Origin of the sequence: Verrucosispora sp. WMMC514 (assembly GCF_027497295.1) — a bacterium.
GTDB lineage: Bacteria > Actinomycetota > Actinomycetes > Mycobacteriales > Micromonosporaceae > Micromonospora > Micromonospora palythoicola.
Genome location: NZ_CP114906.1, coordinates 3,173,941 through 3,198,228, shown reverse-complemented (window position 1 = coordinate 3,198,228; position 24,288 = coordinate 3,173,941). Strand labels below are relative to the sequence as shown.

The following is a 24,288-nucleotide window of genomic DNA, read 5'->3' as shown; positions in this document are numbered from 1 at the left end:
TTGATCACGGCGTCGACGGCCACGCCGTCGCCAACGGAAAACGTGGTCGCACGTCCGCCAGGACCGCCCGGACCGCCGCGACCGGCCGTTCGGTGACGTAGAAGTGGTCACCGTCGAGCACCTGGGCGCGGAAGTCGCCACTGGTCTGCTCCCGCCAGGCGGCCGCCTCCTCGGGGCTCACCTCCGGATCACGGTCGCCGCAGAGCGCGGTGATCGGGGTCCGCAGCGGTGCCGCCGTGGCGGGCCGGTACCGCTCGATCAACCGGTAGTCGGCGCGCAGGCTCGGCAACACCATCTCCCGCAGCCCCGGCTGGGCGAGCAGGGACTCGTCGGTCCCCCCGAGCCGGCGCAGGTCCGCCAGGAGCGCGTCGTCGCCACCGGAGTGGACGGCGGTGGGATGCTGCCGATGCGGAGCGGGGCGGCCGGAGACGAAGAGCCGCAGCAGGGGACGCCCGGTTCGCTCCTCCAGCCGTCGGGTGACCTCGACGGCGACCGCCGCCCCCATGCTGTGTCCGAAGACGGCCATCGTCGGCCCGGCCATCGACGTCAGGGCAGCCGCGATCGGGTCGGCCAGTTCCGGCATGGTCACCGCGCACGGCTCGTCGGCGCGGTCCTGCCGGCCCGGGTACTGGACCGCCATCAGCTCCACATCCCTCGGCAGCAGCCGTGCCCACCTATGGTAAAAGCTCGCGGCCCCGCCGGCATGGGGAAGCGCCACCAGTCGTACCCGCGGCCGCCCGCCCGGCGCGTCCGCAGTGGTGAGCCGGCGCAACCAGCGCTGACCACTTGTGATCATCACGGGACTTCGACCTCCTTCGCGGACAGCGGTCGGGGCGCGGGCCCGTCGAGCGACTCCGGCGGGCCGAGACGGCGGCTCGCGTCCCGCCAGGCTCCCGCGACGGCGAGTTGGGGCTGCCCGATCGGGAGCGGGTCGGCACCGTCCCGGGCCGCGCGGTGCAACCCGGCCAACGCCCGGCCGGCCGCCGCCGGCCACAGCTCCCCCACGATGCTCCGGTAGCTGGGCGCCTCGGCCGGTCCGAGCGGGCTGGCACTGGGGTAGTCCAGGTGCTCACCCGGACTCTCGTCCAGCCGACTGCCGGCCTGTCCCTGCTCCGGAAAGTGCGGACGTGGGCTCCAGATGAGCGGGCCGTGGGTGTTCACCAGGGTCAGGTTCCCGCCCGACGCGCCGACACTGATCCGGTGCAGCAGGTGGGCGTGGTTGTCCGGGTCCCTCAGGTGCAGCTGGTTCTGCACCCGCAGGGTCACCGGCACCCCGTGCACCTCACCGACCAGGGTGGCGAACCCGCCGGCTGACGGCACCGGCTCCTCGAACGACCACGGACGAAGCCCGCCCAGCGCCAGCCGCAGGATGTCGAACAGGTGATAGAAGACCTGGAGCCCACAGGTCGCGTCGAGATGAAGCAGCGGCTGCTTGGCGGCGAGCGCCCGGGTCACGGCGATGAACCGCCGGACCGGCTCCACCTCCACGTAGTGGGTGCTGACCTGGTACATCACCCCGGCCCGGCGGGCGGTACGCAGCGCGCCGGTCAGCTCGTCCTGATGCACCGGCCCCTCCTGGAGAACATGGATGCCGCGCCCCATCAGCCGCTGCGCGAGTTCGGTGCCGGCACCGCCGTTCACCCCGGCGTAGACCGCGACCACCGCGAGGTCGACCTCCGGGGGGAGATCGTCCGGATCGGTGTAGAGCGGCACCCCGGACCGCTCGGCGCAGGCCACCGAGCGGGCGCTGCCACGGGCCAGCACACCGGCCAACCGCAGCGACGGCTCGGCACGTTCCAGGGCCCGCAGGTAGACCCGGCCGAAGCCGGTTCCGCAGACCACCACGTTCCCGGTCACAGCGCACCCTCCTCGACCGCCGCCGGCCGGTCGACAACCTCCAGCTGACGTACGCTCGGCGCGGCCGCCAGCCGCTCCATCACCCGGGCCGGATCGAGCACCTCGCCCGCGTGGTGCGAACCGGGCGGCACCTCACCGGCCAGGACCGCCCGGACGGCGAGGACCGCCGCCTCCGCGGTCAACCGGTAGCTGTCCGCCGCCCGCAGCGCCAGCGTCCGGGTCACCGGACGACCCTGCGCGGCCCCGTCGAGTTGCAGGACGATGAGCTGGTACGTCGACCTGCCGAAGGTCTCCAACTCGGCCGCCCGCACCAGTCGGTCCGCGGCCGGGTCGATGTCTGCGGGGTCCGCGGTGCTCAGTGCCCGCAGCGCCTGCTCCCCGTCGAAGACGTGGTACCAGCTCACCTCGGCGAGCCCGAGCGTGGCCGCCAGCCGCTCGGCCTCGGTACTGAGGAACGGATGCGCGGTGACCCGGCCCGGGAAGTACGGCAGCTCGACCCGGTCCAGCGGGGTCAGCGCACCCGGCACCCGGCGACCGCCCCGCCACGCGGCCAGCGACCGACCGGCACCTCCGACCATCCCGGCCACGTAGTCCCGCGCGGCGCCGGGAGTGAACCGGTCGCGCCCGCCGGTGTAGGCGGTCAGCCGGTCGAGCCGGTCGAATCCCGCGGCGGCCAGCGCCCGGGGCAGCACGAAGGTCAACCCCGGTGTCATCCCCGCGCCGACCACGACGCGGCGGCCGGTGGGCAGGCCGGGGTACCGGTGTTCGCCGGCCGCACCGACGTAGTCGGCCCCGGCGGCCACCGCCGCCCGCACCACACCGGCCTCGGCGCGGTACGCCGGGGCGGTGCAGTCGACGACGACCGCGCAGCCGGCCGCGAACTCGGCGAGGCGGTACCGGTCGGCGGCGTCCACTATGGCGGTAGCCTCCCGGGGTACGCCGGTTTCCCGGGCGACCTCGGTCAGCGGCCCGGGCCGCCGGCCGCCGAGGCGCAGCCGGACATCCGCCGCCGCCAGCAGCTCGACCACCGCCGACCCGACCGCGCCGTAACAGCCGAGCACCCCGACCACCGGGCTCGTCACCGCGCCTCCCGGTGTACCTCGGCCAACACGTCGGCGACCCGCTCGACGTGCGGTGGGCGCAGGCAGGAGAAGTGGTCGCCGGGGACATCCACCACGGAGAGATCGCCCAGACAGACGTCCCGCCAGTAGTCGGTCATGTCCCGCCGCAGCCAGGGCAGGAACCCGGTGTCCTCCCGCTCCCGCAGGAACGTGATGTCCCCGGCGTACGGCGTGGCCTCGTGTCGGGTCACCGCGCTCATGCTGTGCCGGTAGAGGTCGTAGAGACCGCCCAGTTCCACCGGGACGCTCGCCGCCTCGGACCGACCGGCCAACAGCCGCTCCACGGCGGCCAGTCGGCCCGGCTGCGGCGTCTGCCGCAGCGCCGCGAACTTCGCCGCGGCCCCGGTCAGGACCGGGTCACCGGTCAGCCCGTCCAGCGCCCCGGTCGGGACCCGGCCGGGGGTACGCGCCAGGACCTCCTGGAAGGCACGGGCGGTCGCCTCGTCATCCGGGTAGCCCAGCGCCTCGGTGTCCAGGTCGAGCAGCCGGGCGAAGACGTACTCCAGCACCAGCTCGTCCTCGATGGTGTGCGGCAGGCTGTAGCTGCTGATGATGGTGAGACTGGCTACCGTGGCACCGGACTCGGTGAGCTGCCGGGCGACCTCCAGGGCGAGCAGGCCGCCCATGCAGTAGCCGACGACGTGGAAGCGGGACGCGCCGGTCTCCAGCAGTCTGCGGGTGTAGTCGCCGGCCCGGCGCTCGACCAGCCCGACCGGATCCTCGCTCTGGTACGGGTCGTCGCCGGTCACCGCCAATCCGACCACCGGTCCAGAACCGCCCAGCAGGGGCACCAGGCTCCGGTACGCGGCCAGCGTCCCGACCCCGTCGTGCACCAGCACCCGCACCGCGTCACCTGGCGTGTCGACCAGCGGCAGCAGTGGAGAACGCCGCTGCGCCGGAGCGCCCGGATCGTCGACCGGGTGTCGTCTGTCCCGCAGGTACTCGGCGAGGGCGGCCACCGTGGGTCGGTTGAGGACCACCCGGAGCAGGGTGTCGTAGGGAACCTCGCCCGCCTCGGGCACCTCCTCGCGGAGCCGGCCGGCCAGCCGCGCGGTCAGCAGGGAGTCGCCGCCCAGCTGATAGAAGTCCTGGTCCCGGCCGACCCGGGGCACCTGGAGCAGGTCCGCCCAGACCGCCGCGATCCGCTGCTCCAACTCGTCGGACGGGGCGGCGTCCGCCGGCTGGGCGGCGGTGCCGTCCCGGACCACCCAGCTGGCCAGCGCCGCCGGGTCGACCTTGCCGTTGCCGGTCAGCGGCAGCGCGTCGACGACCTGCACCTGCGCGGGGAGCATGTATTCGGGTACCCGCTCGGCGCAGTGGCGCAGCAGGTCGGCCGGGCGGACGTCCGCCCGGTCCGCCTTGAACCGGGCGGCGAAGACGTGCTGGCCGAGCGGTTCGGTCACGTCGCCGGCACCGGGCAGGTCGAGCAGTAGGTCCGCGCCGGCCCCGGTGAGCAGTCCCCGCCACTGTGCCACGTCCAGGAAGGTCTGGTCCCGGCCGCGCCGCAGGTCGTCGTAGTCCCACTTGGCCGGATCCTTCTCCGGCATCATGAACTCCATCGACGTCATGATCTGCACGTTCTCCCGGGTGGTCTCGATGAAGACCAGCCATCCACCGGCAGCGAGCAGCTCACGGAGCCGGCCCAGCACCAGCGCCGCGTCCCGGGAGTTGTGCAGCACGTTGGCGCAGAGCACGACGTCGAAGCTGTTCGGCAGGTAACCCTGGGCCCTCGGATCGGTGTTGATGTCCAGCAGCCCGTACGACGCCCGGTCACCGAAGCGCTGCTGCGCCTCGGTGAGGAAGAACTGGGACACGTCGGTGAAGAGGTAGTCCACATCGGCGTCGGCGAGAGCCGGGATCAGCACCGTGCTGGTGCCGCCCACACCCGCGCCGACCTCCAGCACCCGCAGCGTCTCCGGCCGGCTCTCGGCCAGCTCGCGCAGCAGGCCCACCACCGCGTGGTTGACGTACCGACTGATCACGTTGTCGCGGTAGGCGGCGTAGGAGATGTCGAGGCGGCCCTCGGGGAAGAGCAGCGGCAGCGGGTCCAGTTCGTCGCGCAGCAGCCGCGGCAGCGACTCGGTGCTGGTCCGGAAGTAGTCGATCAGCTTCGCCGGATACTGGTCCTCCCGCTGCAACTCGTCCACAGCCGCCCAGGCGTCCCGCAGATCGTCCGCGCCGATCCGGCGGCAGGCGGCGTACCGGCCGTCGCGTTCGGTCAGCAACCCGGCCCGGACCAGGGCGTTGAGCCAGCGCCGGACCAGCCGGTGGTGCCGGGGAGCGGTCCCGGTCCGGTCGAGGATCTCCGCCGTGTCGTGGGTCTCCGCCGGCGACCGGAAGAGGCCCCGCTCCGCGAGCGCACGCAGCATCCCGAGCAGACCGGCCCGGTCCAGCCGGCGCATGAACTCGGCCAGCTCGGCCGCGTCGACGTCGTCGGTGGTCGCCTCGCCGGCGGTGGCCGCGGCGGCGAGCAGCCGGTGCCGCTCGTCGTCCGCACGGTCCGCGACTCCGGCCGCGGTCTGCACGAAGGCGACGAGCCGTCGACGCATCGCCTCCGCCCCGTCCACCAGCACATGCGCCGCCGCGACCCCCTCGGCGGTGGCCAGCGCCGCCTCGACCTCGGCCAGCTCGATCCGATGCCCCCTGATCTTGACCTGGCGATCCTGTCGACCGAGGAACTCCAGCGTCCCGTCGGGGTGGTAGGTCCCGACGTCTCCCGTGCGGTAGAGCCGGCCGTGCCGCGGATGGTCGACGAACCGCTCGTCGGTCCGCTCCGGGTCGCCGAGGTAGCCCAGGGCCAGGCCCGCCCCGCCGATGTGCAGCTCGCCCGGGACGTGATCCGGGCTGGGACGCTGCCAACGGTCCAGGACGTGGAAGCTCTGGTTGGTCAGGGGCCGGCCGTACGGGATACTCCGCCAGCCCGGGTCCACCTCGCCGATCGGGTGGAAGATCGACCAGATCGCCGCCTCGGTCGCACCACCGAGGCTGACCAGGCGCAGTCCGGGCAGCAGCTCCCGGGTCCGGTCGGGGAGGCCGACCGGAATCCAGTCCCCGCTGAGCAGGGCGAGCCGCAACGCGTCGAGGTCCGCCCGGGGCTCCACCGCCAGGTAGTCAGCGAGTAGCTGCAGCTGCGCGGGTACCGAGTTCCAGACGGTGACCCGGTGTTCGGCGAGCAGCTCCGCCCACTGCGCCGGGTCGCCCCGGCGGTCGGCCGCCGGCAGCACCAGTTGTCCGCCGAGGCCGAGAAGTCCGAAGAGGTCGTACACCGAGAGGTCGAAGCCGAGCCCCGCGAGGGCGAGCACCCGGTCGTCGGCGGTGACGGCGAAGCGGCGGTTGACATCGTGGACGGTGTTCAACGCCGCCCGGTGCGAGATCATCACGCCCTTCGGCGTACCGGTGGAGCCCGAGGTGTAGATCACGTAGGCCAGGTCGTCCGGGTGGCGGCCGGGATTCGGGACGTCAGCCGGGCCGGGGTCGACAGAGTCGACGAAGAGCGTGCCCGGCGGTGGCGGCGTCGGCGACCAGGACTGGCCCAGCACCCGCCGGACCCCGGCGTCGGCGAGGATCCGGTCCCGCCGGGCCGGCGGTTGGGCGGCGTCCAGGGGCAGGTAGGCGCCGCCGGCGAGCAGCACGCCGAGCACCCCCACCACCTGCTCCCAGCCCTTCTCCATCGCCAGGGCCACGATCTCCCCCGGCTGACAGCCGTCGGACCGGAGCGCGGCGGCCACTCCCGAGGCCCGACCGAGCAGCTCCCGGTAGGTCATGCCGCCGCCGGGTCCGGCCACCGCGACCCGGTCCGGGTACCGCCGGGCCGCCGCGACCACGTCGTCGGTCAGCAGCCCCTCGGGCAGTGGCCCGGCGGTGTCGTTGGCGGCGGCCCTGGACCGGTGCTGCGTGGACGGCAGGTCGACCGGGGACGGCAGCTGCCAGGCCTCCGGTTCGGTGGCGAGCCGGTGCAGCAACGCGGAAAGCTCGCCGAACATGTCGTCGACCACGCCATCGGGGAAGATCCCCTCGCGGACGTCCCACCGGACGGTCAGGGCACCCCGCTCGACCAGGGCCTGGGCGTCGATCCAGACCTGGGGGGTCTGGCTGCGGCCGTAGCCGACCCGGCCGCTCAACCCGGCCGCGGGTTCCGATTCGGACTCCTCGCCGAGGCCGAGGGTACTGGTGAAGACGACCGGCATCAGCGCCGCCGACCGGCCGCGTTCGCGGGCCAGTTCCCGCATCACCGACACGCCACTGAACTGACGATGGTCCATGTCTGCCCAGAGCCGGTCCTGTACCGCGCGGGCCCGCTCGGCGAAGCCGTGCTCCGGCGCGGTCTCCACCGCCAGGAGGCTGACCGTGGTGAAGTCACCGACCAGCCGCCCGATCTGCGGATGCACCGGCTCCCGGTTGAGCAGGGTCAGGTTGAGACAGAACCGGGGGTTGCTGCTCCACCGGCCGATCACCTCGGCGACCGCCGCGAGCACCACGGTCGAGGGGGTCAGCCGCTGCTCCCGGGCCGCCCGCTGCAGTGCCGTCCAGCGCTGCGCGGCAACGGTGGTCGACAGCCGACGGAACCGGCCCGGTGTCCGCTGATCCGGCCGGCCGGCAGGATCGGCGTCGCCGCGCTGCCGGACCGGCAGCTCCGGCGCCCCCGGTAGCTCAGGCAGGCGGTCCAGCCAGTAGGCCCGGTCCCGCTCGTACCGGCTCCCCTCCCGGCTGCCGCGCTCGGCGAGCAGGTAGTCCCGGAAGGTGATCTCCAGCTCCGGCAGCTCCACCCCGTCGTACGCCTGGTGCAGCTCGTCGAGGAGCACCTGGATGCTCAGGTAGTCGGCGATCAGGAAGTCCACCGACACGTGCAGGATGGTTCGATCGTCGGTACGGGTCAGTCGCAGCTCGAACAGCGGCCACTGGCGCGGGTCGTACGCCCGGTGGTCCAACTCGTCCCGGGTGGCGCGCAGCGCGGAACTCACCTCACCGGCTGCGGCACCCCGCAGGTCGGTCACCGCGATCCGGTACCGGGGCACCTCCGGCCGTACCTGCTGGTACCCGTCGAGGTCGAAGCCGGCGCGCAGCATGCCGTGGCGGCGTACCAACAGGTTCCACGCCTCCTCCAGCCGCGCCGGGTCGAGCGACTGGTACTCCATCTCGGCGTAGACCTGGCAGGGCACGTCGCCGTAGTCGAACGCGTCCCGCCGGCCGAGCAGGTACGCCAACTGCACGTCGGTGAGCGGGAACGGATCGTGCTGGTGCTCCGGATCGGGGGTCACGGTGGCGGTCTCCGCGTCCAGGCACGCCAGGACAGCCTCCCGGTTGGCGGTGAGCTGTTCCCGACGCTCCGGGGTGAGTACCCCTCTGGGCGCCCGGAAGCGGAGCTGTCCGTCGTCCGCCCAGAGCTGCATGCCGAGATCGCGCAGGTCGGCGATCAGCTCGGCGGGCGTCGGTGTGGTCGTCGAGCGGGTCATAGCGCGCCTTCCTCAAAACCATCGATCAGCCGTGCCGTCCCGGCGACGGTGGGAGCGGCGAAGAGCTGCCGCAACGAGATGTCCACCCCGAACCGATCGCGCAGCGCCGCGGCGAGCCGGGCGGCGAGTTGACTGTCGCCGCCGAGGGCGATGAAGTTCTCCTCCCGGCCCACGCCGGGCAGGTCCAGCAGGCGGGCCCAGATCGCCGCGACCGCCTCCTCGACCTGGCCCCGGGGCGGCTCGCCGGGCTCGACCGGTGCACCGTCCTCCTCGGCCAGCCTCTCCAGAGCGGACCGGTCGACCTTGCCGTTGGCCGTCAGCGGCAGCTCGTCCAGCAGGAGGCAGACGCCCGGCACCGCGTAGCTCGGCAGCCGAGCGGCGACGAACTCCTCAAGTCCGGCGAGGTCCTCGTCGCCCCGACCGGCCTCGGGTACGCCGAAGGCGACCAGTCGGGGCGGCCGGCCGACCGCGACGGCGGCGGCCGCGCTCAGCGCGGGGTAGGCGGCCAGCGCCGAGGTCACCTCACCCAGCTCGATCCGGTGCCCACGAACCTTCACCTGGTGGTCGGTTCGACCGAGGAACTCGAGCGTGCCGTCGGGCCAGTAGCGGCCCAGATCCCCGGTGCGGTACCAGCGCTCCCCGGCGTAGTCGACGAAACGTTCCCGGGTGCGTTCCGGGTCGTTGCGGTACCCGGTGGCCACTCCGGTGCCCCCGATCCACAGCTCACCCGGGACCCAGTCGGGGCAGTCCCGGCCCCGGTCGTCGACCACCCGGTACCGCTGGTTGCGCAGCGGCAGGCCGTACGGGACGGCGGTCCACGTCTGCGGCACCTCGGTCACCTCGATGGCGTTGGACCAGATGGCGGCCTCGGTGGCACCGCCGAGCGCCACGAACCGGCAGCCGTCGAACGCCGCCGCCACCCGGCCCGGCAGGTCGACCCCCACCCAGTCGCCGGAGACCAGCACCAGCCGCAGCCCCGGTGGCGGGGCCGGTGCGTCGCCGGAGAGCGCCACCAGCAGCATGTCCAGCAGCGCCGGGACGCTGTTCCACAGCGTCACCCGGTGCTCGCGGCACAGTCGCAGCCAGGCCCGGGGTTCCCGCCGCTCCCGTTCGGCGGGGAGCACCACGGCACCACCGGCGGCGAGCGGTCCGAAGATGTCGTACACCGACAGGTCGAAGTCGAGCGCCGAGACGGCGAGGACCCGATCCGTCTCCCGCACCCCGAACCGCTCGTTGACATCGTCGACGGTGTTCCCGGCCGCGCGGTGGGTGAGTTCCACGCCCTTCGGCTGGCCGGTCGAGCCGGAGGTGAAGATCACGTACGCCGGGGAGCCCGGGTCCAGCGGCACCGGACCGGCCGTCGCGGTGGCCCCGACCGCATCGGTGAGCGGCAGCGCCCGCACGGTCTCCGGCCAGTCCCGGGCGGCGGTGTCGGTGAGGACCAGGCGCACCCCGGCGTCGGCGAAGATCCGATCCCGGCGCAGCGGTGGCTGCTCCACCCCGCACGGCACGTACACCGCCCCGGCGGCCAGTACGCCGAGGACCGCGACCACCTGCTCCGGCCCTTTGGGCAGCGTGATCCCGACCGGGTCACCAGGGCGGACACCGTGCCCGACCAGCGCACCGGCCACCCGGAGCGCCTGTCCGGCCAGTTCGCCGTAGGAAAGCTCACCGCCCGCGCTGAGCAGCGCGACCCGCTCCGGGGCCTCGGCGGCCCGCCGGAAGAACGCGCTGTGCAGCAAGCCGTCGGGTACCGGTCCAGCCGTCGCGTTCACGTCGGCCCGCACGATCCGCTGCTCGGGCGGGATCAGCGCCGGCACCGGCACCTCCCAGCGGCCCTCGGCGAGCCACTCCAACAGGCGCATGTAGGCCGAGAACATCGCGTCCAGCACGCCCGCGGGGAACAGCTCCTCGACGGCGTCCCAGACCAGCAGCAGGCCACCGGCCCGCTCCACCACCTGGTGGTCCAGCCAGACCTGCGGGGTCTGCGAGATCCCCCAGACCCGTTCGGCGAACGAGGGCTCGACGACGACGTCGTCGGTGACCCCGAGCGTGCTGGTGAAGACCACCGGCATGCTGACGTCGAGGTTGCCCCGGCGCCGGGCCAGCTCCCGCATCACCCACACCGCCGAGACGTCGCTGTGCGCCAGGTCCTCGCCCATCCTCCGCTGCATCCGGCGGGCGGCGTCGAGCCAGCTCTCGCCCGGTTCGGGCTGGTAGCCCACGAGCAGCAACGAGGTGAAGTCACCGAGCACGGCATCGATGTCCGGGTGCACGTCCCGACGGTCGAAGAGGGTCACGTTGACGGTGAGGTCGCCCCGGGCGCTCCAGGCGCCGAGCACCTCGGCGAAGGCGGTGGCCAGCAGGGTCGAGCCGGTCAGCCCGTACCGCTGCGCCAGCTCCCGCAGCCGGCGCCACCGCGACTGTGGAAGCTGCTGCTCCCGCCGCAGGAAGCGGGGGCGCTGGACGGTGGCGGGGTCCCGGGCCAGCGGCAGGGCCGGCCCCTCGGGCAGGTCGTCGACCCGGCCCGACCAGTACGACTCGGACTCGGTCCGGCTGGTCTCGTCCGGCCCGGCGGTGAGCACGTAGTCGCGGAACGAGACGCCGACCGGCGGCAGCTCGGCGTCGGGCCGGCGGTAGAAGGTGTCCACCTCACGCATCAGGATCATCGCGCTGAGCGCGTCGATGAGGATGCTGTCGATGCTCACCGCGAGCCGGGTCCGGTCGCCGTAGCGCACCGCCCGGACATCGAACAGCGGCCAGCGGCCGGCGTCGAGGACCTGGTGCGACATCGCGTCCCGCTGCCGCGCGAGCACCTCCTCGGCGTCGCCGGGCCCGACCTCGACGACCGGGATCTCGAACCTCGGCACGCTGGGGAGGATCCGTTGCTCGCCGCTGGGCAGGAAGACCGCCCGGAGCATCTCGTGCCGCTCGATGACCCGGTTCCAGGCGTCGGTGAGCCGGTCCAGGTCGATCCCGGCGCCGTCGTACTCGGTGTAGAAGTGGCAGCCGACACCACCCAGGGCGAAGGTGTCCGTACGGCCGATCCAGTAGGCCCGCTGCACGTCGGTCGGGGGGAACGGGTCGTGCCGGTGCTCCGGATCGGACCGCAACGTCGGCGTCGGCCGCTGCGGGCCGCCGTGCCGGAGGTCGGCGGCGAAGCTGGCCAGCTCCGCGGTGCGGAAGAGCCGGCCGAGTTCGGCGCCGGCGAAGCCCGCGGCATGCAGCTTGGAGATCATCCGGGTGGCGAGCAGGCTGTCCCCGCCGAGCGAGAAGAAGTTGTCCCACCGGCTCACGGCGGGCGTGTCGAGCAGTTCCGCCCAGATCCTGGCTACCGTCTCCTCGATTCCGCCCCGGGGCGGCTCCACCGGCACCGGTGCGGTGACGTCCTCGACCCGGGCCGCGAGAGCCCGACGGTCCACCTTTCCGTTGCTGGTCAACGGCAGTTCGGTGACGCTGGTGACGCTGGCCGGGACCGAGTGGGCGGGAAGCCGCTCCCGGAGGAAGGCGAACAGCCCCTCCTCGCTCGCGGACGGCCAACCCTCCTCGGCATCGTCCACCGCCGCCTCCGGACGCGGAACGATGGTCGCGGCCAGGCGGGTCGGCTGGCCGACCGCGAGCACCACGGCGGCGGCCACCGCCGGATGGGCCAGCAGCGCGGCCTCGACCTCGCCCAGCTCGATCCGGTGGCCGCGGATCTTCACCTGGTGGTCGGTCCGGCCGAGGAACTCGAGCGTGCCGTCGGGCCAGTACCGGCCCAGGTCACCGGTGCGGTACCAGCGGGTGCCGGCAACGGTCACGAAGGAGCGCCCGGTCGCCTCCGGGTCCCCCCGGTAGCCGGTGGCGACCCCCAGGCCGCCGATCCACAGCTCGCCGGGGACCCAGTCGGGCCGGTCCCGGCCCTGCGCGTCGACGACCCGGTACCGCTGGTTCCTCAGCGGGCGGCCGTAGGGAATGCTCGGCCAGTGGGCGGGCACCTCGGTCACCTCGACGTGGTTCGACCAGATCGCCGCCTCGGTGGCGCCGCCGAGGGCGACGAACCGGCAGTCACCGGTGGCGGTGACGGTGCGTCCCGGCAGGTCGAGACCGACCCAGTCGCCCGAGACCAGCACCAGGCGCAGCTCCGGCAACGTCCGGGCCGGCCGGTCGGGGTCGCCGGCGGCCAGCAGCAGCATGTCCAGCAGCGCGGGGACGGTGTTCCAGACGGTCACCCGGTGGGTGCGGCACAGCTCGACCCAGCGGTACGCGTCCCGCCGCTCGTCCTCCGCCACCAGCACCAGCGCCCCGCCGACCGAGAGCAGTCCGAAGATGTCGTACACCGACAGGTCGAAGTCGAGCGCCGAGACGGCCAGCACCCGGTCACTCCGGTCCACGCCGAACCGCTCGTTGACATCGTCGACGGTGTTCCGAGCCGCGATGTGGGTGATCTCCACCCCCTTGGGCTCGCCGGTCGAGCCGGACGTGAAGATCACGTACGCCGGGTCGGTCACCGGCACCGGGAGGCAGCCGGCGAGGGGTTCCCGGGTCGCCGTCGTCGCGACCGGCACCAGCTCGGTCCCGTCGGGCCAACCGGCCACGTCGCCGTCGGTGAGCACCACCCGTACCGACGCCCGCCGCAGCATCCGGGCCCGGCGGGCCGGCGGTTGCTCCGGTCCGGCCGGCAGGTACGCCGCCCCGGTGGCCAGCACCCCGAACACCGCCGCGATCTGCTCCGGGCTCTTCGGCAGGGTCACGCCCACCACGTCGCCCCGACCGATGCCCCGGTCACGCAGGGCAGCGGCGATCCGCAGCGCGCGGTCGGCCAGCTCGCCGTAGCTGACCACGTGGTCCGCCGCGATCAGCGCGGCCCGACCCGGGTCGGCCGCCGCCCGGTCGAAGAAGTCCGCGTGCAGCGGGCGGTCCGGCACCCTCCCGTCGGTGGCGTTCGCCGCGTCGCGCACGGCGGACTGCGCCGCGGGCAGGAGCGCGGGGGCCGGTCCGTCCCACTCGTCGCGGGCCAGCCAGTCCAGCAACCGCAGGTAGCCGGCGAACATGTCGTCTAGTACGCCGGGCGGGAAGAGCTCCGCCACCGCGTCCCACACCAGGTAAAGGCCACCGTCGCGCTCGGTGACCTGGTGGTCCAGCCAGGCCTGCGGGGTCTGCGACAGCATCCAGCCGAGCCGGCCGAAGGTCCGTTGCACATCCTCGCCCACCAGGTCGCCCATGCCGATCGCGCTGGTGAAGACCACCGGCGCCGGAATGCGGTCGTCGGTCCGGGTACGCGCGAGATCCCGGAGCACCTCGACCCCGGTGTACGAGCTGTGTCCGATCCCGGCTCGCAGCTGTTCCTGCAGTCCGCGTACCCGCTGCCGGAACGAGCTGGGTTCGCGCAGGTCGACCTCGATCGGGAGCAGGTTGGTGAAGTCGGCGACGATCCACGCCACGTGGGGGTCGACGACCTCCCGGTCGAAGAGCGGCAGATTGAGCAGGAACCGCTGCTCGGCGCTCCAGGCGCCGAGCACCTCGGCGTAGGCGGTGGCGAGAACCATCGGCAGGGTGACCCCGTGCTGCCGGGCCAGCTGCTCCAGCCGCCCCCGCGCGGCCGGATCCAGCAGGTGGTCGCGTCGCTGGAACCGGGTCGTCTCGACCAGCGCCGGCTCGACGGCGAGCGGCAGTTGCGGACCGTCCGGCAGGTCGGGCAGGCGCTTGCGCCAGTACTCCCGGTCCCGCTCACGGGCCGGCCGGCGACGGCTCTCCTGGTGCGCCAGGTACGTCGGGAAGCCGTACGGCAGCGGCGGCAGGTCCGCCTGCGGGCCCGCCCGGTAGAGACGGGTCAGGTCGGCCAGGATGAGCTGGATGCTCAGGACGTCGGCGACGAGCAGGTCGAAGTTCAGATGCAGTCGGTGGCGCCCGCCGGGCAGCAGGCTGAGGCGCAGGTCGAACACCTCACCCAGGTCGACCGCGAGGCGCCGGTGCGCCAGTTGGTCCCGTTCCGCGGCCAGCGCCGCGTCGACCTCGGCCGCACCGGCGGTACGCAGGTCGTGCACCAGCAGACCGAGCCAGGCCGGTTCGCGCTGGATCTGCTGGGTGCCGTCGTCGAGGAACCGGGCCCGCAGCAGGCCGTGCCGGCGCAACAGGGCGCGGACGGCTTCCGCCAGCCGGTCCGGGTCGACGGGCGCGGTGCCGGCGGCTGCGCCGCCGTCGAACTCGACGTAGAAGTGGCAGCCGACCCCGCCGAGGACCTGGTCGTCGCGGCGGCCGATCCAGTAGGCGTGCTGCACCGGGGTCAACGGGAACGGCTCGGTCTCGTCGACCGGGTCGCCGCCGGCTGGCTCGGCCGATCCGGTCCCGGTCGCCGGCCCGGCTGCCGCGAGCAGCTCCCACCATCGGTTCAGTACCGGCTTCTCGACCAGCTCCGCGAAGGTCAGCTCGGTGCCGGCGCGCCGCCACTGGTTCACCAGTTGCATCGTGCGCAGCGAGTCGAGGCCGAACTCGACCAGGTCGACGTCCGGGTCGATGTCGGTCGGTTCGACCCCCAACAGGCGGGCCACGTCGGTGCGCATCGCCTCGGCGGTCAGGCCGGGACCGGCCTGCGTCGGGGCGGTCTCCGACCCCGGTCCGCCGCCGGCCACGGCGACGGACGGCGGCTCGCCGGTGCCGCTCGACGCGGATCGGTCGCCGCCGGGCCCGGCCTCGTGCCGGTAGGCCACGGTGAGCTCGCCGGCCCGGAGCCGCCGCAGCACCTCGTGGCGCCAGGAAGCGGTGCCATCGCTCGTACCGGCCGGCGGACCCGATCCGTCCAACTCGCCACCGGGCACCAGGCAGACGGTGCCGGGGGCCAGTCCGTGCCGATCCACCACCGCGCCCATGACCCGGCGTGCCAGCTCCGGTCCGCCGGCGCCGGCCGTTTCCAGAATGAGCGTCAGCTCCCCGCCGTACTCCGGCTGGACGGCGCAGACGTTTCCGGCGGCGGCCACGCACTCACGCACCGAAGCTTCGATCTCCCGTGCGTCATATCGCACACCGTGCAGCTCGATTGCGTAATCGCTGAAATTGACCTCGTGGTATCTGTACGACACCCGGCCCACGGTGCCACGGGATCGCACGCCACTCAACTCGAACAAGTGCGCGGAATCGCCTGTCTGCTACCACGCGAGGTACCCGAACGGGTACCAAGGAACACCTAAGTTCTCGACGCCGCGCGCCCTGCCGCGGAACGCTGGCACGGTTTCGAACAGGACACCTGCCGGCTCATAGCATATTCCTCGGGAGCGCACATCCCGATGGCAGATAAAAATTTGTCCCGACCACCGGGGTATCGCATCAGACACTTGCCGCCCATCTTCGGGGCGATCTACCGTCGAGATCGAATTGCATTCTTCTACGGATTTCCGCGCTCGTCGGCATTCCTCGGACTTCCGCACCCGCCAGCAGCAGAAAGGGCTCTCGCCATGAATCTCGCGGCCACCCTGGCACGGCGCTGCGCGGAACGCGGCTGGGCCGACCGCCCCGCCGTCCGCGAACCGGGCCGGACCTGGTCCCACGGGGCGATCCACGATCTGGCCGGCCGAGCCGCGCGGGTGCTGACCACCGAAGGGATCAGACCGGGTGACCGGGTGCTTCTGGCGCTGCCCGACAGCGCCGCCTGGGTGGTCTCGTTCCTGGCCGTGGCCCGGGCCGGGGCGGTCGCTGTCCTGGTCAACCCGGCGCTGGCCGCTCCAGAGCACACGGCGCTCGTCGCCGACTGCGCTCCGGCCCTCGTGCTCTGCCCCGAGTCGCTGGCGGACCGGTTCACCGTCCGTACGCTCTCCCCGAACCAGCTGCTCGATCGGGCCGGTCGGGTGAGTCGTGCCCCGGCGGTGCCGGTGGCCGGCAGCGATCCCCTGTACGTGCAGTACACCTCCGGCACCACCGGTGACCCGAAGGGAGCCGTCCATCGGCACACCGACCCGGAGGCGTACTACCGGTCCGCCGGGCTCGGAGTGGTATGCAGCAACGCCGACGACGTCACCCTCTCGATCTCCAAGCTGCACTTCGCCTACGGCTTCGGTAACGCCTTCGTCTTCCCACTGTTCTCCGGATCGTCGGCGGTGCTGCTGCCGGAGCGACCGAGTCCCGAGGCGGTCGCGGAGCTGGTCACCGAGCACCGGGTCACCCTGCTCTACGGGGTGCCCACGTCCTACGCCCAGCTCGTGGCGGCCCGTGACCGAGCCGCCTTCGGCAGTGTGCGGGCCGCGGTCTCCGCCGGTGAGGCGCTGCGACCGGACCTCGCGGTGCGGGCCGAGGAACTGCTCGGCGTCCCGCTGCTCAACCAGGTCGGCTCCACCGAGGCCGGGCACGCCTTCTGTGCGAACACGGTCGACGAGCACCGGATCGGCACGGTCGGACGCCCGGTCCCGGGCTATCGCCTCCGGCTGCTCGACAGCGACGGGGTGGCGGTGCCCGACGAGGTCGAGGGGGAACTCTGGGTCACCGGGGAGACCGTCATGACCGGGTACCTCAACCGGCCGCAGGAGACCGCCCGCACCCTGGTGGGCGGCTGGCTGCGTACCCGGGATCTGGCGGTCCGGCACGGCGACGGGACGTACGCCCTGCACGGCCGGGTGGACGACCTGGAGATGGTCGGTGGGATCACGCTGGCACCTCAGCCGGTGGAGCACCTCATCGAGGAGCATCCGACGGTCGCCGAGGCCGCGGTGGTCGCCCGGACGGACCGGACCGGTGCCTCCCGGCTGCACGCCTTCGTCGTGCCGGTGCCCGGCGCCGCCACCCCCACCGTGGACGAACTCGCTCGCTGGCTGGACGGCCGGGTGGCGCCGTTCAAGGTCCCCCGGGGCGTCACCCGCCTCGCCGCCCTGCCCCGCACGCCGACGGGGAAGCTCCGCCGCTTCGCCCTGCGGGAGCAGGACACTCGGGAGCAACGCGGCGCTGGTACGGCCACGCGGGAGCGCACCGGCGTCGAGCGGCCGGACGCACGCACCGCCGGTCGGGCAGGGGTGGCGTGACGGTGCGGACCCTGCTGATCGACAACTACGACTCGTACACCTTCAACCTCTATCAGTTGATCGCCCAGACCTACGGCGTCGAGCCCCACGTGCTGCGCAACGACAGCCCGCGGTTGACTTCGGAGTTCGCGCGGCAGTTCGATGGGGTGATCATCTCGCCCGGTCCCGGCCGGCCGCAGGTGCCGGAGGACATCGGCCGCTGCCTGGACGTCATCCGCCACAGCGGCCGGCCGGTGCTCGGCGTCTGCCTCGGCCACCAGGCCCTGGGCCACCTCTGCGGGGCCGCCGTCGGGCCGGCACCTCAGCCGCGTCACGGCCACCTGAGCCGGATACGGCATGACGGCGGGCTCTTCACCGGCCTGCCACAGAATTTCGTGGCCGTCCGTTACCACTCGCTCTGCGTCGCCGAACCGCTACCGGCCGACCTGGTCGCCGACGCCTGGGCCGAGGACGGGGTGGTGATGGGCCTGCGGCACCGCAGCCGTCCCTGGTTCGGGGTGCAGTTCCATCCCGAGTCGGTGAGCACCGAGCACGGCAGCCGGCTACTGCTGAACTTCCGCCGGCTGGTGGGCAGGGACGCCACAAACGGTTCGCGGCCGGTCGACACCGCCGGGCTGGGCACGGCGTCGAGCGACACCGACGGTCCGGCCAGCGGGTGGCTGCTGCGCCACCGACGGCTGCCCGCCGTCGCCCGGCGGAACGCGCCGCCACCGCAGCCCGCGACGGTCGACCCGGAGTGGGTCTTCCAGCGGATCGTCGGCGACCGGCAGTACGCCTTCTGGCTGGACAGCAGCCGGATCGTGCCCGGCGTGTCGCGGTTCTCGTTCCTGGGGCACCCGGGCGGACCGGACGGGGAGGTGCTGCGGTACGTCAGCACCACCGGCACCGTCGAGGTGCTCGACCCGACCGGCGTCCGGATCGGCGTCGAGCCGGGGGACATCTTCACCGTGTTGCAGCGCCGCCTCGACGAGCGCCGGATCGCGGATCGCGGTGAGTTTCCGTTCGACCTGCCGAGCGGCTACGTCGGTTACTTCGGTTACGAGGTGAAGGCCGACTGCGGCGCACCGAACCGACACGAAGCCGAGACCCCGGACGCGGTCTGGATGGCCGCGACCCGGATGGTGGCCCTGGACCATCAGACCGGTGAGATGTGGCTGCTGGCGCTCTGCCGCGCCACTGACGCCCAGATCGCGGCGGCGGACGGCTGGCTGGACAGCACGGCGGCCCTGCTGTGCACCGGACCCGTCGGCCACCACCCGGTCGACGACCGCGACGGACGCACCCGCCGGCCGGAGGAGCCGGACCGAGCCCGACCGAACGGCGGGCGGGCGGAGCCGGAAAGAACGACCGACCCGGAGCGCTGGCTGTCCCGGGGACGTGAGAGCTACCTGGCGGATATCCGTACCTGCCTGGATCTGCTCCGGGCCGGAGAGAGCTACGAGATCTGCCTGACCAACGAACTCCGGGCCCCGTACGACGGGTGCGGCATCGAACTCTATCTGCGGCAGCGCCGCCACAACCCGGCACCGTACGCCGCCTATCTCCGCCTGGGAGAGACGCAGGTCCTCTGCTCCTCGCCAGAGCGCTTCCTCAAGATCGATCCGTCCGGGACGGTCGAGGCCAAGCCGATCAAGGGGACCGCTCCTCGGGCCGCCGACCCGGAGCGGGACCATGCCCTGCGGGCCGAGCTGCGCGACTCTCCGAAGACCCGGGCGGAGAACCTGATGATCGTCGATCTGCTCCGAAACGACCTCGGGCAGGTCTGCGAGGTCGGCAGCGTCCATGTGCCCTCGTTCATGGTGGTCGAGTCGTACGCGACCGTGCATCAGCTGGTTTCCACGGTGCGCGGCCACCGCCTCCGGTCGGTCTCGCCGACCCGCGTCGTGCGGGCCTGCTTCCCCGGTGGCTCGATGACCGGAGCACCGAAGCCGCGGACGATGCGGCTGCTCGGTGAGATCGAGGATCGAGCGCGGGGGGTCTACTCCGGAGCGCTGGGATTCTTCGGCCTGACCGGCGGGGTGGACCTCAACATCGTCATCCGGACCGCGGTACTGCACCGGGGGATCCTGCGGGTCGGCGCCGGCGGCGCCATCGTGCTCGGCTCCGACCCGGACGCCGAGTACGACGAGATGCGGCTGAAGCTGAGCGCACCGCTGCCCGGCTGGACGGGCGAAGGAGAACAGCGCCTCGGAGGGAAGTGGCGTACCGCGAGTCAGCGCTTGGCGGGCAGCAAGCCCAGCTGGTAGGCCGCCGTGACCGCCTCCGTCCGGTTGGTGCAGTTCAACTTCGCGAGGATGTGACAGACGTGCCGCTTCGCCCCGTGCTCGGTGATCCCCATCGTCCCGGCGATCTGACGGTTGCTCAGCCCTCGGGCCAGCAGTTGCAGCGTCTCGGCCTCCCGGGGAGTCAACGCCACAGTGGCGGCGGGGCGCTGGTCCTCCCGCAACACCGAGAGCGCGACCCGGCCGAGCGCGAGCGGCATCGGCATCTCACCTCGCCACAGTTCGGCCAGGGCGTGGTTCAGCGACCGCCGATCAAGCTCTCCGGCCAGGATGAAACCGTCTGCCGCCAGCGGTACGGCCCGGTCGCGGAGCGCGTCACCGGCTCGGTTCAGGACCGCCAGGGTCGGAATGCCGGCGCCTCGGGCGGCGAGCACCAATTGGTCAACCGGGACGTCGTCCTCGACGACCAGGATCAGCAGGTCGGGCCGGTACCGCCGGAGCAGCACCAGCGCCTCATTCACCGTCGGCGTGACCCGGACACCGGTGACCACGTGCAGTTCACCGAGCAGCGCCTCCAGCCCTTTGCGCAGCACCTCCGGCCCCAGAGTGACGAGAACCCGTAGCCCGATCGGCGATGTCTTTGATCGCCGCTTGGCCTGCGCCATGCTGCCTCCTCCGCTGCGGTGCCCAGCCGCGGCCGCACGTCCGGCCTCTCAACCAGGATCGATGCCCACCGACGCAGCGTGCGGTGACCTCCAGACCCACACCCACCTCCGGTCGCCACGCCGACCGGCGCCGGTCAACCCGGCGCGCGGGAAACCGTTACCCCAAATCGGCGTCGCTGAATCATTCTCGACTGGCGACCATGCATCTTAGCTAAGCCTTCGGCAGATGCCGAAAAACGTCATTGGTGGCACTCAGGCGGGTTCTCGCATTCTTGGAGGAATCCGCCTTTGGCGACGTATGGAGCATCTGCTGGATTCGGATTGAGGATCGGCAGGTTGCCGCGTCCGAGTCGAATGCAAGGGACGAGCCGAGGTGGGGAAACACGCGAAGCCACCGGGCCCGCGCAACCGCCGCCGGCCGGCGTCAGGTGCGCAGCACGTTGGCGTAGATCAGCCAGGCCAGCGCGGACTTGGCCCCGAGGCTGAGCAGGATGTACGAGATCTCGCCGTAGCGGTAGTCACGCCATCGACCGCGCTGGTGGTACTGCAGTGCCATGTTGAGCGCGAAGCTGGCGAAGAGCAGGAACTGGACGATGATGATCGCCCACACGAAACCGGGGATCTCCGGCGGTTGCGCGACGTACACGGCGATCGCCAGCCAGGGTGCCAAGCCGACAAGTGTGCCGAACCAGAAGGCGCTCCAGTCGGCGCGTCCCGGTGTCTGCTGCCGCTCCATCAGCAGCCCGAAGAGAATCATCGCGGTGTTCGCGGCGAAGATTCCGATGACCGCCGCGAGATCGCGGATCCCGACGAACAGGCCGATCAGGACGATCATGATGGAGGCGCTGACCGAGTACTCGATCCAGCGGGCGTAGTTGGTCCGCCGGTCGAGGTTGCGCTCGTACCAGCGGTGCACGACCGGGGCGGCGGTGACGAGGTGGTCGAGCGCGGCGAGGAGCAGGAAGACCGCCACCGCCGGGCCGATGGCGATCCGGAAGGCCACCTCCGGGAGCGTGGCGTCCCGTAGCGTCACCGGGTCCGCCGTGAGGTACGACGCGGTGACCGGCAGCGACAGGTCGTTGCCGGCCACCCACATCCAGCCGCCTTCGGCGGCCAGGAGCAGGCCGACCAGCACGTTGAACCAACGTAGCCGCAGGTAGCGGTCGCGGCCGGCGGCGGCGTGGTGTCCCATGGGCGTCACCCCCTCAGCCGGAGGTGACGGAGGTCAGGCCACCGCGCGGCCGGGCCACGTCCTCCTCGATCGCGGCCTGGCAGTTCTCGGCGACGCTGATCTTGCGGGCGATCACCCCGATCAGCACCCCGTAGATCACCTTCGAGGTGATGTCGGCAAGCGTGTAGGTGATCTGCCGGGCCACCACCCCGTCGGCGGAGTCCCACATCGCCGGCATGAGATACGCCCCGGGGTAGAGCATCCAGGAGACGAGGATCAGCCACCACACGGCCCGGGCCGGCCCCCGGGCGGCGTGGGGCAGCCGACGCAGGTTGCCGAAGATCAGGCGGGCCACCAGGACGAGCAGGAACAGGAAGAAGACGGTGCTGACCAGACCCCAGATCCAGAACGGCCAGGCCCTGTCGACCTCGTGGAACTGACCCGCGTAACCCGTGTAGATCATGGCCAGGCCGGCGGCGACGAACATCGCCCAGGTGCGGTGGAAGCGCCGGCCGGTGACGCCGAGTACCACCAGCAACTGGATCAGCAGCACCGGGACGTCGATGGACCAGTTCATGTACCGGTAGCCGTTGGAGAACAGGGTGCCGGTACCCACGAACGCGCTCCCGTCCCAGGTGAACGCCGCCGACCACCGCTGTGACAGCACCCAGAGTTCGAAGAACGCGGAGATCATGACCACTGCGGAGAGCACCGAGGCGAGCCGGTACCGCGCAGCGATCCCGGACATGGTCAGCAGGAAATAGACGAGCCCGGCGGCCATGACGGCGTAACCGAGCGTCAGTACGTGCGACACCAGCGTGTACTGGATGACGTTGTAGCCGAACTCGTTCTCGAAGTTCATGCCGCTGACCCGCCTGTTCCGACCCGGATCGTCTCCGATCGCGGAGCCTGGCTGCCGCGTCGCCGGCGATCGGGGAGCGATTCCTCCTTTATGCCCTTAAATAGGCTGATAGTCATCCTAAGCTGACAGCAAGGGGGCGGTCCCTCGTTCCCGGAGAGCCGGGATTGGCCAGGGAGGTGCCGTGGGGTTCTGGCTGTGGTTCTACGTCGTCGCCATGGCGGCCGGCGTCGCGCTCTTCCGCTACTGGCGGGCCAACCCCAAGGGCGTCCCGCCGGTGGAGTACTCGATCGCCACGGCGATTCCGCTCTGGTCGGGGTTCTGGTACGTGGTGATGGCGGTGGGCGGCGGTCGGATCGAGGTCTCCGACCAGACGACCTTCTGGGCCCGGTACGCCGACTGGGTGGTCACCACCCCGCTGCTGCTGGTGGCCCTCTCCCTCACCGCGATGCACGCGTTGCCCCGCAAGCGTTGGGGCCTGGTCCGCGCGCTCGTCGCCGCCGACATCATCATGATCACAAGCGGGTTCCTGGCCGACCTGATGGAGAGCCGGGCCGGGCGGTACGGGCTCTACGCCGTCGGGGTGGTGGCGCTACTTGTGGTCTTCGGGCTGATCTGGGGACCGTTGCGGGCCACCGCCGCCCGTCAGCCGGCCCCCATGTCGCGGGTCTTCACCCAGGTGGCCCTGCTGCTCAGTGTGCTCTGGGTCGGCTATCCGCTGATCTGGATCCTGGGGCCGTCCGGGATCGGGCAGTTCGGGGAGACCACCGACACCGCCCTGTTCGTGATCCTGCCGATCCTGTCCAAGGTGGTGTGGAGCGCGGTCGACCTGGGTCTCCTGCGGCGCCTGTCCGACCGCCGCCTGCTCACCGTCGCGTGACACCGGCCGCCCGTCAGGTCGGTCGGTGGGTCCGCCGTCCGCCCGGCGACTGGCTGCTGCGCCGGGTCGGTCACACGGGCCCGATCGTCCTGGCCGGCCTCGCCTGCCTGGACCTGCTGGTACCGGAGGCGGGAGCCTGGGCGGGGACCGTCCCACTGCTCGTGGGCCTGCTGATCGGGCTGCCGCACGGCGCCGTCGACCACCTGGTACCGGCCTGGATCTCCGCACAGGCCCGCTCCCTGCGGATCACCGTGGGGCTGCTGCTCGGGTACGCCGGGACGGCCGCCGCCACGGTCGCGCTGTTCCTCTGGGCACCGGTACCCGCCCTGACCGGCTTCCTGATCCTCGCGGTGCTGCACTTCGGCACCGGTGACGTGGCGTACCGGGCCGAGCGGGAGGGGCCGGCACCGGCCCGTCCCGTCCTCGCCGTCCTGGCCTACGGCGGACCTCCGGTGGTGTTGCCGATCGCGCTGTGGCCAGGGACGGTCGACCCGCTGTTGGACGCGGTCGCGCCAGGGGCCGCCACCGCGTTCACGCCGGCCGGGCGGCTGATCGGGTTGTCCGTCGTACTCCTGGCGGTCGTGGTGACCGGACTACGCGAGCTGGCCGCCCGTCGTGGTGCGGATGTGACGGAACTCGGGATCCTCGTCGCGGCCTTCGCCCTGGTGCCACCGCCGCTGGCGTTCGGTGGGTACTTCGCGGCCTGGCACTCCGCCCGACATGTCGCCCGGTTGCTGCGCGCCGACCCCGCCAACAGCCACCACCTCGCCGCGGGGCGGCTGGGCGGTCCGGTCCGCCGGTTCGCCCGGCAGGCCACCCTGCCCACCGTCGCCGCCCTCGCCGGCCTGCTCGTCCTGGTGCACGTCAGCGCGTCGCCGACCGTCGGCCCCGCGACCGCCGGCGCCTCCCAGGAAGCGCCGTTCCAGCTGGTCTTCGCGGTGCTCGCCGGGCTCACCGTGCCGCACGCGGCAGTGGTCAACCGGCTCGACGCACGGGTGGCCGCCCGATGAACCGAACCGGTTGGCCGCGGCCCGATTCGGCGCGCCGGCTCGGGCCTCGACCCCGCGTCGAAGCCC

The 24,288-nt window shown here is 72.4% G+C and carries 12 protein-coding genes; 4 read left to right on the top strand and 8 right to left on the bottom strand.

The genetic code is table 11. The features are described 5' to 3' along the window. Positions 1 to 4: 4 nt before the first annotated feature. Genes O7597_RS14415 through O7597_RS14395 form a run of 5 tightly spaced genes read right to left on the bottom strand, consistent with a single transcriptional unit; the run spans position 5 to position 15,432 of the window. Positions 5 to 796, bottom strand: a complete 792-nt coding sequence (locus tag O7597_RS14415) for an alpha/beta fold hydrolase (protein WP_281583256.1) — start codon at positions 794 to 796, stop codon at positions 5 to 7. Continuing rightward, a complete protein-coding gene (locus O7597_RS14410; protein WP_281582938.1) occupies positions 796 to 1,857 on the bottom strand; it encodes a Gfo/Idh/MocA family oxidoreductase in 1,062 nt (353 codons plus the stop codon). Before O7597_RS14410 ends, O7597_RS14415 begins: the two co-directional genes overlap by 1 nt. After that, the gene (locus O7597_RS14405) at positions 1,854 to 2,939 is read right to left on the bottom strand and encodes a saccharopine dehydrogenase NADP-binding domain-containing protein (protein ID WP_281582937.1); all 1,086 of its coding nucleotides are present in this window, start codon (positions 2,937 to 2,939) and stop codon (positions 1,854 to 1,856) included. Before O7597_RS14405 ends, O7597_RS14410 begins: the two co-directional genes overlap by 4 nt. Beyond that, positions 2,936 to 8,431 (bottom strand): non-ribosomal peptide synthetase, encoded by a 5,496-nt coding sequence (locus O7597_RS14400; RefSeq protein WP_281582936.1) that lies wholly within the window; start codon positions 8,429 to 8,431, stop codon positions 2,936 to 2,938. Before O7597_RS14400 ends, O7597_RS14405 begins: the two co-directional genes overlap by 4 nt. Then, complete coding sequence (locus O7597_RS14395) at positions 8,428 to 15,432, bottom strand: non-ribosomal peptide synthetase (protein ID WP_281582935.1); 7,005 nt, start codon at positions 15,430 to 15,432, stop codon at positions 8,428 to 8,430. The genes O7597_RS14400 and O7597_RS14395 overlap by 4 nt, the downstream gene beginning before the upstream one ends. Positions 15,433 to 15,861: 429 nt before the next feature. On the opposite strand from O7597_RS14395, the gene O7597_RS14390 reads away from it, so the two are divergent. Both O7597_RS14390 and O7597_RS14385 read left to right on the top strand, forming a co-directional pair. Then, complete coding sequence (locus O7597_RS14390) at positions 15,862 to 17,415, top strand: AMP-binding protein (RefSeq protein ID WP_269740114.1); 1,554 nt, start codon at positions 15,862 to 15,864, stop codon at positions 17,413 to 17,415. After that, positions 17,412 to 19,661, top strand: coding sequence for a chorismate-binding protein (locus O7597_RS14385; protein ID WP_269740115.1), 2,250 nt, complete (start codon positions 17,412 to 17,414; stop codon positions 19,659 to 19,661). The genes O7597_RS14390 and O7597_RS14385 overlap by 4 nt, the downstream gene beginning before the upstream one ends. On the opposite strand, the gene O7597_RS14380 is transcribed toward O7597_RS14385, so the two are convergent. The 3 genes from O7597_RS14380 to O7597_RS14370 all read right to left on the bottom strand — a co-directional run bounded on the left by O7597_RS14380 (position 19,628) and on the right by O7597_RS14370 (position 22,335). Further along, entirely contained in the window at positions 19,628 to 20,302 is a 675-nt protein-coding gene (locus O7597_RS14380) for a response regulator transcription factor (protein WP_269740116.1), read from the bottom strand. The genes O7597_RS14385 and O7597_RS14380 overlap by 34 nt on opposite strands. A gap of 424 nt (positions 20,303 to 20,726) precedes the next feature. Then, positions 20,727 to 21,494, bottom strand: a complete 768-nt coding sequence (gene heR, locus O7597_RS14375) for a heliorhodopsin HeR (protein WP_269740117.1) — start codon at positions 21,492 to 21,494, stop codon at positions 20,727 to 20,729. A 13-nt stretch (positions 21,495 to 21,507) separates the two neighbouring features. Next, complete coding sequence (locus tag O7597_RS14370; protein ID WP_269740118.1) at positions 21,508 to 22,335, bottom strand: bacteriorhodopsin; 828 nt, start codon at positions 22,333 to 22,335, stop codon at positions 21,508 to 21,510. Positions 22,336 to 22,516: 181 nt separating this feature from the next. Here O7597_RS14370 and O7597_RS14365 point away from each other — a divergent pair, with 181 nt between their 5' ends. Both O7597_RS14365 and O7597_RS14360 read left to right on the top strand, forming a co-directional pair. Then, on the top strand, positions 22,517 to 23,212 hold the full coding sequence (locus O7597_RS14365) for a bacteriorhodopsin (RefSeq protein ID WP_269740119.1): 696 nt from the start codon (positions 22,517 to 22,519) through the stop codon (positions 23,210 to 23,212). Further along, a complete protein-coding gene (locus tag O7597_RS14360) occupies positions 23,209 to 24,222 on the top strand; it encodes a Brp/Blh family beta-carotene 15,15'-dioxygenase (protein ID WP_269740120.1) in 1,014 nt (337 codons plus the stop codon). The genes O7597_RS14365 and O7597_RS14360 overlap by 4 nt, the downstream gene beginning before the upstream one ends. Positions 24,223 to 24,288 lie beyond the last annotated feature (66 nt).